The sequence below is a fragment of the Paraburkholderia dioscoreae genome, from assembly GCF_902459535.1.
GTDB classification, from domain to species: domain Bacteria; phylum Pseudomonadota; class Gammaproteobacteria; order Burkholderiales; family Burkholderiaceae; genus Paraburkholderia; species Paraburkholderia dioscoreae.
In genome coordinates, this window is record NZ_LR699553.1 from 1,820,629 (window position 1) to 1,833,400 (window position 12,772).

General features: G+C 62.8%; 13 protein-coding genes. 2 read left to right on the forward strand and 11 right to left on the reverse strand.

Translation table 11 applies throughout. The annotated features are described in order from the left end of the window. Positions 1 to 51 precede the first annotated feature (51 nt). Genes PDMSB3_RS08035 through PDMSB3_RS08070 form a run of 8 tightly spaced genes read right to left on the reverse strand, consistent with a single transcriptional unit; the run spans position 52 to position 7,941 of the window. Entirely contained in the window at positions 52 to 1,668 is a 1,617-nt protein-coding gene (locus tag PDMSB3_RS08035; RefSeq protein ID WP_007182230.1) for an AMP-binding protein, read from the reverse strand. 16 nt (positions 1,669 to 1,684) lie between these two features. Then, on the reverse strand, positions 1,685 to 2,389 hold the full coding sequence (locus PDMSB3_RS08040) for an ABC transporter ATP-binding protein (protein ID WP_007182229.1): 705 nt from the start codon (positions 2,387 to 2,389) through the stop codon (positions 1,685 to 1,687). Beyond that, a complete protein-coding gene (locus PDMSB3_RS08045) occupies positions 2,382 to 3,164 on the reverse strand; it encodes an ABC transporter ATP-binding protein (RefSeq protein ID WP_007182228.1) in 783 nt (260 codons plus the stop codon). The genes PDMSB3_RS08040 and PDMSB3_RS08045 overlap by 8 nt, the downstream gene beginning before the upstream one ends. Beyond that, a complete protein-coding gene (locus PDMSB3_RS08050) occupies positions 3,161 to 4,138 on the reverse strand; it encodes a branched-chain amino acid ABC transporter permease (protein ID WP_007182227.1) in 978 nt (325 codons plus the stop codon). The genes PDMSB3_RS08045 and PDMSB3_RS08050 overlap by 4 nt, the downstream gene beginning before the upstream one ends. Positions 4,139 to 4,140: 2 nt before the next feature. Then, on the reverse strand, positions 4,141 to 5,013 hold the full coding sequence (locus PDMSB3_RS08055) for a branched-chain amino acid ABC transporter permease (RefSeq protein WP_007182226.1): 873 nt from the start codon (positions 5,011 to 5,013) through the stop codon (positions 4,141 to 4,143). Then, entirely contained in the window at positions 5,010 to 5,948 is a 939-nt protein-coding gene (locus PDMSB3_RS08060) for a CoA-transferase subunit beta (protein WP_165185701.1), read from the reverse strand. The genes PDMSB3_RS08055 and PDMSB3_RS08060 overlap by 4 nt, the downstream gene beginning before the upstream one ends. Then, complete coding sequence (locus PDMSB3_RS08065) at positions 5,945 to 6,775, reverse strand: CoA transferase subunit A (RefSeq protein WP_007182224.1); 831 nt, start codon at positions 6,773 to 6,775, stop codon at positions 5,945 to 5,947. Before PDMSB3_RS08065 ends, PDMSB3_RS08060 begins: the two co-directional genes overlap by 4 nt. Then, on the reverse strand, positions 6,772 to 7,941 hold the full coding sequence (locus PDMSB3_RS08070) for an ABC transporter substrate-binding protein (RefSeq protein WP_007182223.1): 1,170 nt from the start codon (positions 7,939 to 7,941) through the stop codon (positions 6,772 to 6,774). Before PDMSB3_RS08070 ends, PDMSB3_RS08065 begins: the two co-directional genes overlap by 4 nt. A 449-nt stretch (positions 7,942 to 8,390) precedes the next feature. Here PDMSB3_RS08070 and PDMSB3_RS08075 point away from each other — a divergent pair, with 449 nt between their 5' ends. Continuing rightward, the gene (locus PDMSB3_RS08075) at positions 8,391 to 9,179 is read left to right on the forward strand and encodes an enoyl-CoA hydratase/isomerase family protein (protein ID WP_165185704.1); all 789 of its coding nucleotides are present in this window, start codon (positions 8,391 to 8,393) and stop codon (positions 9,177 to 9,179) included. A gap of 32 nt (positions 9,180 to 9,211) precedes the next feature. Here the strand turns inward: PDMSB3_RS08075 and PDMSB3_RS08080 are convergent, their stop codons facing one another. Continuing rightward, the gene (locus PDMSB3_RS08080) at positions 9,212 to 9,979 is read right to left on the reverse strand and encodes an SDR family NAD(P)-dependent oxidoreductase (RefSeq protein ID WP_007182221.1); all 768 of its coding nucleotides are present in this window, start codon (positions 9,977 to 9,979) and stop codon (positions 9,212 to 9,214) included. 200 nt (positions 9,980 to 10,179) lie between these two features. Between PDMSB3_RS08080 and PDMSB3_RS08085 the strand changes: the two genes are divergently transcribed. Continuing rightward, entirely contained in the window at positions 10,180 to 10,881 is a 702-nt protein-coding gene (locus PDMSB3_RS08085) for a TetR/AcrR family transcriptional regulator (protein WP_007182220.1), read from the forward strand. Positions 10,882 to 11,248: 367 nt separating this feature from the next. Here the strand turns inward: PDMSB3_RS08085 and PDMSB3_RS08090 are convergent, their stop codons facing one another. Together PDMSB3_RS08090 and PDMSB3_RS08095 are read right to left on the reverse strand one after the other, a co-directional pair. Next, positions 11,249 to 12,148, reverse strand: a complete 900-nt coding sequence (locus PDMSB3_RS08090; RefSeq protein WP_007182219.1) for an ABC transporter substrate-binding protein — start codon at positions 12,146 to 12,148, stop codon at positions 11,249 to 11,251. A 59-nt stretch (positions 12,149 to 12,207) separates the two neighbouring features. Continuing rightward, positions 12,208 to 12,708 carry a flavin reductase family protein gene (locus PDMSB3_RS08095; RefSeq protein ID WP_007182218.1) on the reverse strand — a complete coding sequence of 167 codons (501 nt, stop codon included), beginning with the start codon at positions 12,706 to 12,708 and terminating at the stop codon, positions 12,208 to 12,210. Between the last annotated feature and the right edge of the window lie 64 nt (positions 12,709 to 12,772).

Here is a 12,772-nt window from a genome sequence, read left to right on the forward strand (position 1 = left end):
GGTTGCCGCACGTCGCCGGCCGGGAGCGGGCGGCGTGCGGTAGTCCGTCGATTAGCGGCGCACTTCGATTCCCTCGCGCTCGCGATCCCAAAGCTGCGCGCGGCGCGCGTCGGCATCGAGTTTCAGTTTGTATTTTTCGAGCTTTTCGCTGGCGGTCTTCGGCAGCCTGTCGATGAACTCGACAAAGCGTGGCACCATGAAATAGCTCATGTGCTCGGCGCTGAAATGCACGACGTCCGCATGCGTCATCGACTCGCCCGGCTTCAGCACGACATACACCATCACGTCGTCTTCGCTCAGTTCGGAGGCGACTGGAATCGCGGCCACTTCATGAATCGCCGGATGGCGGCACAGAATCAACTCCACCTCATACGCGGAAATATTCTCGCCGCGCCGGCGAATCGCTTCCTTCTTGCGGTCCATGAAAAACAGGTAGCCGTCTTCGTCCAGATAGCCGCGATCGCCCGTTTTGAACCAGCCATTGTCGAATTCGCGCGCCGTTTCCTTCGGCATCTTGTAGTAGCCCTTCATCATGCTGCCGGGTTTGAGCGGCAGCATGTAGATTTCGCCGACCTCGCCGGCGAGCAGGTCGGTGCCGTCGTCGGCGACGATGCGCAGTTCGCATTCGCCGCGCGGTTTGCCGGCCGAGCCGGCTTTTTCCGCCGGGTCCGAGGGCGTGAAGCGCGTCATCGCAAAGTTTTCTGTCATTGCGAACACGGATGTCAGCACTACGCCGAAGCGTTCCTGAAACTCGGAGTAGATCTCTTTGGGCACCGGCACTGCCATGCACAGGCGTAGCTTCGTTTCGCGCTCATGCGGACCGGGCGGCAGCTTCCAGATGATGTTGGTCATCGCGCCGAGCGTATTGAACTGCGTGGCGCCGGTTCGGCGGATGTCGTCCCAGAAGCGCGTTGCCGAAAAACGTGGCGCGAGCGCGATTGCCGCATCGGCCCAGAGCGCCGCGTAACACGAGTAATACGCGGCGTTGCCGTGAAAGAGCGGCAGGCACGTGTACAGCACGTCGTCTTCCCGATAGCCGAAGTCGAGCGTCAGCGCGCGACCCACCGCGTGACCTTGCGAATGCGGGCATTGCACGCCTTTTGACGGTCCGGTCGTGCCGGACGTGAACATGATGAGCTGCGTGTCATCGTAAGTGACACGGTCGAGCGGCGGCTGGCTCGCGTCGTCCGATTCGAGCTCGGACAGTGCACGGACGGTGCTTTCCGCGTTGTCCGGAAGGCTCGGCACACCGTTGCCGCCGTGGATGAAATACTGCCTGATCTGCGGCACCTCGCTTCTGATTGCGGCGACCCGCTCGCTCCATTCCTCATCGACGACGAAACACACCGAGTCCGATTTATCGAGGAAATAGCGCATCAGCTCGCCTTTCGCGGCGGTATTGATCGGCACCGCCACCGCGCCGATCTTGCTCAAGCCCCACACTACCCAGAAAAACTCCGGGCAATTGGGCAGCATCACCGCAACGTGGTCGCCGTAGCCGATGCCGTGCGCGATAAAGCCGTTGGCGTAGCGGTTGGTGATCGTCTCCAGTTCCGCATAGGTGTACCGGCGGTCCTGCCAGATCAGGAAAGTCCTGTCTGGAATGCGCTGCGCCTTGTCCGCCAGGATGCGGCCCATCGTTCGGTCTTCCAGCTCGTAATCCTGCATTGCCGTCTCGCTCCTTCTACTCGCCCAGATAGGCTTTGGTTAGTTCAGGATGGGTCGACATCGCTTGCGCGGTGCCCTGCATTTCGACCCGCCCGTGCTTGAGCACATACACCTGGTCGGCCAGCTTCAGGACCAGATGCGCGTTCTGCTCGACCACGAGAATGGTCATGCCAAGCTCGCGCAGCGTCTGCAAATGCGCGAAAACCTGTTTCGTGATGACGGGTGCGAGGCCGAGACTGACTTCGTCGGCGAGCAATAGCCTGGGGCGCGACATCAACGCGCGCGCGAGCGCGAGCATCTGCTGTTCACCGCCGCTGAGGGTCGAGCTGTCCTGTTTCTCGCGCCGCGCGAGCGACGGGAACATCTCGAGCATTCGCGCATAGTCGTGGGCAATCTCGCTGCGCGAGCGGCGCGTGTGTGCACCGGCCAGCAGGTTTTCGCGCACCGTGAGGTCGGGAAACATGCCGCGGCCTTCCGGCACGTGCGCAATGCCGAGTCGCACGATGTGTTCGGGTTTCGTCCGGCCGATGTCGCCGCCGTCGAAACGGATCGTGCCGCTGCCCGCACGCACGAGGCCGCTGATGGTGCGCAGCAGGCTCGTCTTGCCGGCGCCGTTCGCGCCGAGAATCCCCACGAGCTGCCCTGCGCCCACTTTCAGCGACACGTTCTGCAGCGCGCGGATCGCACCGTAACTGACACACAGGTCGTTGATTTCAAGCATCGGCCGGCACCTCGCCGAGATAGGCCAGCAGCACGCGCGGGTCGCTCAGCACGCCGTCCGCCGTGCCTTCGGCGATGACGCGGCCGGCGTCGAGTACCACGACGTGATTGCACAGCCGGCGCACGAGCCCCATGTTGTGTTCGACCAGCAGCACCGACAGTCCCTGTTCGCGCTGCAGATCGAGCACGACGTGTCCGAGATGATCGATCTCGGCGTCGTTGAGTCCGGCGATCGGCTCGTCGAGCAGCAGATGGCGCGCGCCCATCAGGATCACGCGCGCCAGTTCGAGCAGCTTGCGATGGCCGTAGGGCAGGCTGCCGGTCACCATGCCGAGGCTTGGGCTCAGGCCCACGCGCGCGGCGACCTGCATGGCAGCGTGGCGTGCCTCGGCTTCCGCGCGCCGCACGCTCGGCAGGCCGATCATTTCGGCGAGCACCGAATAGCGGAGCGTGCGATGGTTTGCGACCATCAGGTTGTCGAGCACGCTGAGTTCCGGAATCAGTTGCGGATGCTGGAACACGCGGCCGAGTCCTAGGCCCGCGATCTGATCGGGACGGCGGCCTGTCAGGTTCGTTTCACCGAGCCGGATGGTGCCCGCGCCCGGCCGTGAGATGCCCGAGATGCAGTTGAGCAGCGTGCTCTTGCCGGCGCCGTTCGGACCGATCAGACCGACGATGCTGCCGGGTTCCAGCGTCAGCGAGACGTCCTGCAGCGCGTGCACGCCGCCGAAACTGACGCTGATCGATTCGATCGACAGAGTGGCGGACCGATTCATGATGCCGCCTTGCGCCGGGCGCGCAGCAGACTGGTGAGCCCGCCGGGCAGCAGGATCACGACCAGCATCAGCGAGATGCCGAAGATCAGGCCCGGCGCATCCTTGAAACCGCGAAACGCTTCGGGCACCGCGACGTAGAACGCCGCGCCGAGCAGGGCGCCGCGCACGCTGCCCATCCCGCCGATCACGATCATGGCGAGAAACATGATCGACATGTTGACGTCGAAGCTTTCGGGATTCACGTAGCGCACCACGTTTGCATACAGGCCGCCCGCCACCGCCGTGTAGAACGCGCTCAAGGCGAACGCGACGACCTTGTAGCGCGCCACGCGAATGCCGATGCACGCGGCCGCCGTTTCGCTTTCGCGCAGCATCGAGAGGGCGCGGCCGGTGCGGCTCGACGCGAGCCGGAAAGCGGCCCACGTGCCGGCTGCGAGTGTCGCGGCGATCACCCATGCCATGCGGCTGCCGTCCGCGACCGACAGGCCGAACAGCGAGGGCATCGGCACCTGCATGCCGCCGCCGCCGCCCGTGACCGTGCGCCACTCGAAAATTACCTTCTGCGTGACGATGCCGAAACCGAGGGTGGCGATCGCCAGGTACAGGTCTTTGAGCCGCAGCGCCGGCAATGCGATCAGCGCGCCGATCACGGTCGCGAACGCGCCGGCGAGCGGAATGGCGAGCCAGAACGGCACGCCCCAGCGCTGCGCGAATATGGCCGACGCGTACGCGCCGATCGCGAAGAATCCCGCATGACCGAGACTGGTCTGGCCGGAGAAGCCGGTGAGGATCGTCAGGCCGATTGCGACCAGCGCGAAGATGCCGATCAGGTTCAGCAGGTAGACGAAATAGCCGCCGCTGAAGAGCGCGATCAGCGCATACAGCACGACGAAGCCGCCGAGAAACCACTGGTCGCGGCTGCTTTTCGCGCGCGCCGGCAGCGCGGTCGTGGTGGTGTGGTTCATCGTCGGCATGCTCAGACCTTGGTCGATTTGACGCGGCCGAAAATACCGGCCGGCGCGACGATCAGGACAACGATGATCAGGATGAACGACAACGCCTCGTTGAAGGTTCCCGACACATACGCGCCCAGCAGATTTTCGACCACGCCCAGCAACAGGCCGCCGACAAACACGCCCGGCAGGCTCGACAGGCCGCCGAGCACCGCGCCCGCAAAGCCTTTGATGAGCAGCGGCGCCATCAGGTTGACGTCGAGGAACAGGATTGGCGCGACCAGGATGCCCGCCACCAGACCCGCGACGCTGCCCATCGCCCAGGCGAGTGCGAACGAGCGGCTCACCGAGATGCCCATCAGCTTCGCGACCGCCTGGTCCTGGCTTGCCGCGCGCAATGCGATGCCGGCTCGCGTGTGACGCAGAATGAGCGTAAAGACGATGATCATCGCGACCGACACCAGAATGGTCAGCGCACTGTCGGGCGATACGTTCACGCCGAACAGCCTGAACACCGGCAGGTCGGCCACGGGGCTCGTGAACACATTGGTCAGATTGCCCCAGATCATTCCCGCGACGCTGTGCAACGCCATGTTCAGTCCGAGCGTCGCAATCACCGCATTGATGGTCGGCGAGCCCAGCAGCGGCCGGATGATCAGTTGCTGCACGACGATTCCCTGCAGCGCGGCGAACGCGATCGCGGCCGGCAGCGCGATCCACCAGCTCAGCGAATAGGTGTTGAGCATTGTGTACGCGACGAAGGTGGAGAACATTGCCATTTCGCCCTGGGCGAAGTTCGGCACGTCGGTGGCTTGCAGCACCAGGACGACGGCGATGCCGATCAGTGCATACAGGCTGCCCGAAGCGAGACCGCCGATGATGAGTTCCGCGGTCATGTGGCGCTCTCCTGTGTGTGCTTCGTGTGCTTCGGGTTCGAGGGCGGATTCGACGCGGCTGGCAGGGCGCCGCCCGCGAGCGCTCTCAGACGCGTTTTGCGCGCCTTGCCGCTCAGCATTTCGAGGAAACGCAGTCCGCGCGGATCGACGAGCGTGTCGAGCAGTTTCAATTCCTCGGCGGTGGGCGGCGGCGATACGGCCACGTCCGCGTGCCACTTGAGTTCGAAGCCGGTATTGCGCTCAACGTCGCCGCGCGTCACGCCGGGATGCAGATGCGTGACCTGCAGACGACCGGACGGTCCGCTCGCCATCACACACAGGTTGGTGATGACGACGATCGTCATGTCGACGCCGTTGCCTTGTCCCGGATGTCCCGCGCCGCTGCAGAAATCGAGCGACGGCACGAACACCTGGCGCGTATGGCGCGGCGCATAGTAGTAGAAACGCTTCGCCGCCGTGGACGCGTCGGGAATACCCGCCGAGCCGGGCAACCGCAGCGTCGGCCGTTCGTGCGCGCCGATGCAGACATTGTTGGTCGCGCCCATCGGATCGATCTGCGCGGGGCGCATGAATTCCGTCCAGCGCGGTTTACCGCCGAGAAAAATCGCCGGCATGTACAGCAGATTGATCTGCAGATAGTCGAGCCATACCGATGCGCGCGGCACGGTGTCGAATTCGTCGTGGCCGAGCGTCAGTGCGCGCGTGCCCTCCATCAGCGTATTGCCGTTCGGGCACAGGCTCGTGCAATTCGGCGCATGCATGTGTTTGGCGAGCATATAGGCGGACGTCGAGAGGAACGTGCCGATGCCTTCGGCGAGAAAGTCGCCGTCTTCGACCAGGCGGGCCATTGCGACGACCATCTGGTCGGTCTGCGCGCGCTGTTCGTCTGACAGCAGGAGATCGCTCATTGCGGCGGAGTCTGTTGCGTCGCTCATGCCAGCGCTCCGGTTGCGGTTTCAAGCCACTGCTGCCAGGCGCCGCTATCGCTGGTGCCGGCCGTGCCTGCGGCATCGGCGTAATCGAGTACCGCCGCAAGATCCAGCGGATGCTGCGGAAAGCACGAAGTCGGAAGGCTGCCGCCCGGCACTTCCACGAGGTGCGTTACGAAAATGCCGGGCAGTTGCACGCCGCCGTCCATTGCGCGAAGTTCGTCGGGCTCGACAATGGTTTCGGCGGTGACAATCGTAATGTCGGCGATGGCGGGCAGATGACGATCGAGCGCAAGCTGGCCTTGCAGGCTGCAATTGCCGAAGCGGTCGGCGGCGCTTGCGTGGAGGATCGCGACGTCCACGTGCAACGCGGGCACCGCGAACAACGTCGCCCCGGTGAGCGGACAGGCAAACGCTTTCAGGTCGGGCCGCGCCTTGGGGAGATCCGTGCGGGCGATATCGCCGCGCATCGGCAGGAACGGCACGCGCATGGCGGCAGCCTGCACGCCGTAGCTCAACGTGTATTCGGTCTCTTCGATCAGTTCGAGCGTGCCGTTCTGTACGCCGCGCGTGAAATGCGGCGCGAAGCCGACCACCTCGAGGCCTGTATAGCAACTGCGCAGACGCCGCACGCAACCGGCGCCGATCAGCAGATCGGTTTCAATGCCGCCCGTGAGCGTGACAATTTCCAGATCGCGCCGCCCTGCTGCGGCGAGTGAGAGCGCGGCGGCGACCGGCCGCCGGTACAGCGTCATGCCGCCGAGCGCGACGGTGTGGCCGTCGCGCACGGCGGACAGTGCGTCGTTGAGACCGGTCCGTTTGTCGGGATTCATTCGGCCTTCATCCAGTCGGTCTTGATGACCCACTTGCCGTCTTCCGCGCGCATGAACGCAACGGCGTTGCTGCCGGCGTGCTGCGTGGCGGTGAACGTGATCGGGCTCATCAGGCCGGTGTTGAAATTGTTCATCTGTTCGAGTGCGGCGACGATCTTGTCACCGGTCGGCTCACCCTGCACGTGCTTCAACGCTTCGACGAAAATCTCCGCGGCGTTATAGCCGTGCATGCTGTACGTGGTGGGCGGTGTCTTCGGCAGATACTTTTTCTGGCGCGCGATGAAGTCGAGCACCGCGGGTTTTTTCGAATCGAGCGGCTCCATCACTGCTACCGCGATCGCGCCGTTGACGAGCGCGGCGCCCGCCAGCGTGAATGTCTGCGGATCGCCGAGCGCGCTGTGGCCGCTGAATTGCGGCTTCCAGCCCATCTTGTTCGCTTCGCGCATGATCAGCGCGCCGTCGCGCGGAATACCGAAGAACACGACGTCTTCGGCGCCGGACTGGCGAGCTTGCGAAACCACACCGCTGAAATTCGACGTGCCGCGATCGAACGGCAGCTTGGTGAACGGCACGTTGTCCTTTTTCATCCGCGCTTCGAAGCCCGCTACCGCGTCCTGACCGAAATCGTCGTTCTGGTAGATGGCGGCGATTTTCGTGTGCTTGAGCGTTTTCACGAGATAGGTGCCCAGTACGTCGGCCTGCAGGCGCACTTCGGGAAGCGACGTGAACACATAGCGCTGTGTCGGCGTGGTCAGTTTGTGGCTGAACGCATAGGGCGCGATGATCGGCAGCCTGCGTTCCTGCGCATAGGGCAGCATGGCGGTGACGCCCGGTGTGCCCGTGGGCGACACGATGGCGACCACGTTGTCCTGTTCGGCGAGCTTCTTTACACCGGCGAGCGAGCGCATGGGCTCGTAGCCGTCGTCTTCCGCAATCAGTTCGAGCTTGCGGCCGTTCACGCCGCCCTGGTCGTTGATGTAATCGACGTACACCTGAATGCCGTCGCGCACGCCCTGGCCGAGCAGCGACATGCCGCCCGAAGCGGGACCGGTGAAGCCGATCTTGATCGGGTCTGCGGCGAACGCGGGCGCGGCGGCACAAATGCACGCTGCGGAGGTGAACACGGCTAGCACCGCGCGGAATGCCGACGAGCGAAAAGCGGTCATGGGTGTCTCCTGATTCTGTTTTTTTGGGGCTTGGGAAGAATCCCGCTTGCCGTTGGTTGTGCCGGCATGACGCCGATGCGGCCCCGTGAAACTCCGCCTGAGCCCATGCCGCCCGCCAGCCTCGCGTTCCAATTCAGCTTAACGCCATGCTGACTACGATGTCAACTAACTAACCGATCGGTTAGACAACTTACTTGTGGATATTTTTCTGGCCGTTCATCCTTCCGTCGCGAGGGTTTCGGGCCGATAGGAAGGTGGGAGGAAATGTGCATGAACTACAGGGAAACCCCAACCTAGATGTGTGAAACGATCCGGAGTGGCGACCCTCGGTAGCTCAATCTGACCCATGAGTCAGTTCAATTGACACGTGGTATTGCTGCGGATATCGTGGGCGATGAATCCGGGGGGATTGGCGACCCGGAAAGTGTCGGACAGAAGGAGACCCCAGCATGACCGAGCCGTCCGTTGTCGCAGTGAGCCGCGCCGGCACCGTAGGTGTCATCGAACTCGCGCGGCCTGAAAAATTCAATTGCCTGTCGCTTGCGGTGTTCGCGGCGATCAGCGCGGCCGTGGACGCGTTCGAGACGCCTGAGTCGGGCGTGCGCTCGATCATGATCTGCGCTCAGGGCAAGAATTTCTGCACCGGCGCGGATCTCGACGAGGTTCTTTCGTTGCGCCAGGACATCGGCGAAATGCGCCGCTTTATCAGCACTGCGCACCAAACCATGAAGCGGCTGTCCACGAGCAGCCTGCCGGTAGTTGCGGCATGCCAGGGTTTATCGCTAGCCGGCGGCTTCGAATTGATGCTGGCCTGCGATATTGCGATCGCCGCACGAGACGCGCGCTTCGGCGATCAGCATGCACAGTACGGCCTGCTGCCGGGCTTCGGCGCGAGCCAGCGGATCCCCCGTTTGATCGGGTTGCGCCGCAGCATGGATTTGTTCTTCTCGGCGCGCTGGCTCGATGCGCAGACTGCGCAGCAATGGGGTCTCGTGAATCGGGTCGTCGAAGCGGGCGAACTGCGGCAGGCGGCGCTCGATTACTGCGAGGAGTTGGCTACGCGCAGCCGCATCGGGCTTGCAACGATGAAGCGGCTGGCGCGCGAGGGACTCGAAGGGTCGCTGGAGGCGGGACTGAAGCTGGAGGAGGAGGTCGTGTCGGGCGGCTTGCTGGAAGAGGACGTGAGCGAAGGACTGGCGGCGTTCCAGGAGCGTCGCTCGCCCCGGTTCCGCTCTTAGGCGCGGGCCGCCACCCCGCGCAGCCGTTCTGATCAGACGGCCGAGATACCGCCCGTGATGCTGATCGCCTGACCGGTGATCTTCGCGGCGGCCGGTGACGCGAGAAACACCACCAGGCCCGCCAGTTCTTCCCTCGTGACCACGCCGAGCTTCGCCATCTTCTCCGCTTTGCCGAACAGCTTGCCGGCAAACGGGTCCGCCATGATCTTGTCGTAATGGTCCGTGCCGCTCGTGATCGACGGTGTGACGATGTTGGCGCGCACGCCGTCATGCTTGCCTTCGGTGGCGAGTCCGCGCGTGAACATGACGATGCCGGCCATTGCCGCGCCTATCACGCTTTCGCCGGGTGTCGGCAACTTGGCGGCGTCAGATGCGATGTTGATGATTGCGCCGCGCCGCGCTTCGCGCATGTAGTGCAACGCGGCGCGGCTGCAAAGAATCTGCGCAAACAGGCCGCGTTCGAGAATGCCGGGAATCTCCGCGACGGCGATTTCATGCAACAGCCTTGGCATGTCGTTGCCGCCGGTAGAATTCACCAGCACGTCGATACGGCCGAGCGATGCCATTGCGTCCGCCATGATCTTTTCGGCAATCTGCGGCTGCGCGGCATCGCCGATGGAAAGCGCGACGGTCGCGCCCGGAAAGCGTTGTTGCAACTCGGCCCGGGTGGCTTCGGCGCGCGCGGCATTGCGGCCGTTGATAAGGACGCCGGCGGCCCCCGCTTCGAGCAGAGCTTCGGCGCAGGCGCGGCCAAGACCCGCCGTGCCGCCGGTGATGACGGCAGTGGTTTGATTTAGCATCCGGTAGGTCTCGAGAAGAAGAAATAGAAGGGGTGTCGCCCTAGTTTAACCACAACTTGACTGCAGGGGCAACAGACCGACCTATGGGTTAGAATGGCATCCGATCAAATTTTTTCGAATCATTTTTTTGAATCACTCACTGAGATGAAACAGAGAGACGGCTTGCTTCGGTTTGCGCATGGCTTTTGCGGAGTGTGTGTATGAGCACCTGGAAGAATGCGGTGTTGGGCGCGAGCGAGCAATTCGATCGCAAGCGCGAGGTGCTGTTGCGCGAGGCGGCGGCGTCGTTCAATCGGAGCGGCTATCACGGCACGTCGCTCGCTGAAATCGCGAAGAAACTCGGCGTGACGAAAGCCGCGCTGTATACGTATGTACCCAGCAAGGAAGAGCTGCTTTATTTCTGCCACGATTCGGCGATGGACAGCGCCATGGAGATTCTCGTGCAGGCGCGCGCGGGAGCCGGAACCGGCCTGCAGAAACTCGCGGCTACGCTGCGCGGTTATCTGAACCTGATGCTCGGCGAGGACGGCAGCTATGTGGTTCTGCTCGAAGAGAACGCAATGAAGCCCGTGCACATGCGCGCGATCATCAAGCGGCGAGACAGGTTCGAACAGGGTTTGCGCGATCTGGTCGAGGAAGGCATTGCGGACGGCAGCATCGTGTCATGCAATGCGAAGCTCGCCATTTTCATGATCATGGGCGCAATGAACTGGAGCCGGAAGTGGTATCAACCGAGCGGCAGCTGGTCGGGCGCTCAGATTGCCGTTGCGCTTACCGAGATTCTCGAACGCTCGTTGGCGGGCACGCCGGTCGCGCAGTTGATCGCGGATCCGGGCAGCATCGAAGTGGAGGAGCCGGCCGAGGAGGCGCCGGTCGCGAAGGCGCGGCGGCGGCCGGCGTAAAGCCGGGCGGCGTGGAACGCCGCCCCTGCGGCTCAGGTTCGACGCGTTCTGAACACGGGCTCGCCCCCCAAGTCCGGGATGCGCAAATGTGGGAATCGTCGATACCAGTAGAACAGCAGGGGGCTAAATGAAAAAAACCCCGTAATACTTTGATCTTACGGGGTTTCTCGAACTACCTCGGCCTATGTTGGGTACCGTGCGGGATTCGAACCTGCGACCAACGGATGACAGTCCTACATTGATTCTCCCGTATTTGCCTTGCGACCGGTAGATGTCAAGGCATGTCATGCGCACGCGCGTGCCTGGGTGGCGACTTGGAGCAGGAAGAAACAAAGGCCGTAGGCTGGCTCGCTTCCAGCCCGAGTGTTCACATCTGCGGATCGTTGACGGGGAAGGTGGGGCGTCCGTCCTTCGCCGGCAGACCCCACTTCTGCATCACACTTTGGTAGAACCCTTGCTGCTGCAACTTGATCAGGGCTTGCTGGAACGCATGAGCGAGCCGCTTGCCGTTGTCGTCGACACCAAAGCCGATTCCGTATGACGAGAGGTCGTAGTAGTACACCGCCTGGTATTTGTCCGGAAACTTTTTGATGTTGTAGTTCGCAGCGGGCGAGTCGACCCACACGGCCTGGCTTGCTTCGTTGGTCAGCGACATCAGCGTCATGTTGGTGTCCGGATACGTCGCGATCGAGATCGCTTTCTTGCCGTTCGCTACGCATTTGCTGCTCACTTCATTGGCCCGTTGCAGCGGCGCCGTGCCGCGCGGCAGCGCGATCCGCATCCCACATAGATCGTCGAGTGATTTGAGCGTCAATTGCCGCTTAGGCGAGGCGACGATCGTCTGGCCAACGTTCAAGTAGTCGATGAACGTCACTTTGCTATGGCGCGACGGAAAATCGCCAAGCGACAACAGCACATCGAAGCGGTTCGCGGCGAGGCCCGGAATCAACGAATCGAACGATGCCTGCACGAACCTGATTTTCAACCCCAGAACTTTGGCCGCAGCAGAGACCAGATCGGGCGCGAAGCCCGCTACGTCGCCGTCTTCGTCGATGAACTTGACGGGTGCGATCTCCGGATTGACCGCAACCGTGATCGGTTGCTTCTGACGATAGAACTCCGGCACGAGCGCGGAAAGCTCGGGGCTTGCAGGTATGGAGTCGATATTCGGCGCGTCTTCGGCGAAAGATGGCGTAACGCTCAGGCCGAGCGTGGCGGCAACAGTGAGTCGTGCAACGATCCGGGTGAAACGAATGGGCGTGGTCATTATGTAGGGATGGTTGGAACGGGGTTGACCGGACTAAAGCATATGTTCTGCTGTGGCGCTCATCGCGCTTCCACTGCCGCAGCCGCGAAATGACGCTGATGCCAGAACAGACAGTGCGCGGACGGGTCGTCGTGTGTCGATGAATCGGTGATCTCGCCGATAAAGATCGTATGCGAATACCCGTTGTGCGTCGCGATTACTTTGCAATCGAGAGAGACGACACTGCCGGTCAGCAACGGCGCGCCACTCTTGCCAGCTTTCCATTGCGCCGGATCGAAACGGGACGGCCCTTTCTCGGTGGCAAAGCGTTGCGCGACGTTCTTCTGGTCGGCGGACAGCAGATTGACGGCAAACACCTTAACGCGCAGGATCACGTCGTGTGCGCTCGCGCTTCGGTTTACGCAGGCGAGCACCGTCGGTGGATCGGCTGACAGGCTGCACACCGATGTCGCGATCAGGCCGAACGGCGTGCCGCTTATAGCGGTCGTGATGACCGTGACGCCGTTGGTGAAGCGCGCCATCGCGTTGCGGAAAATTTCGTCGGTCGTGTCGGTGCTCATGTGAAACGCCTCGCGTCAGAAAGGCACCGCTCCTTGGCAAGCGGCGCACGATACTTTTTTAGTC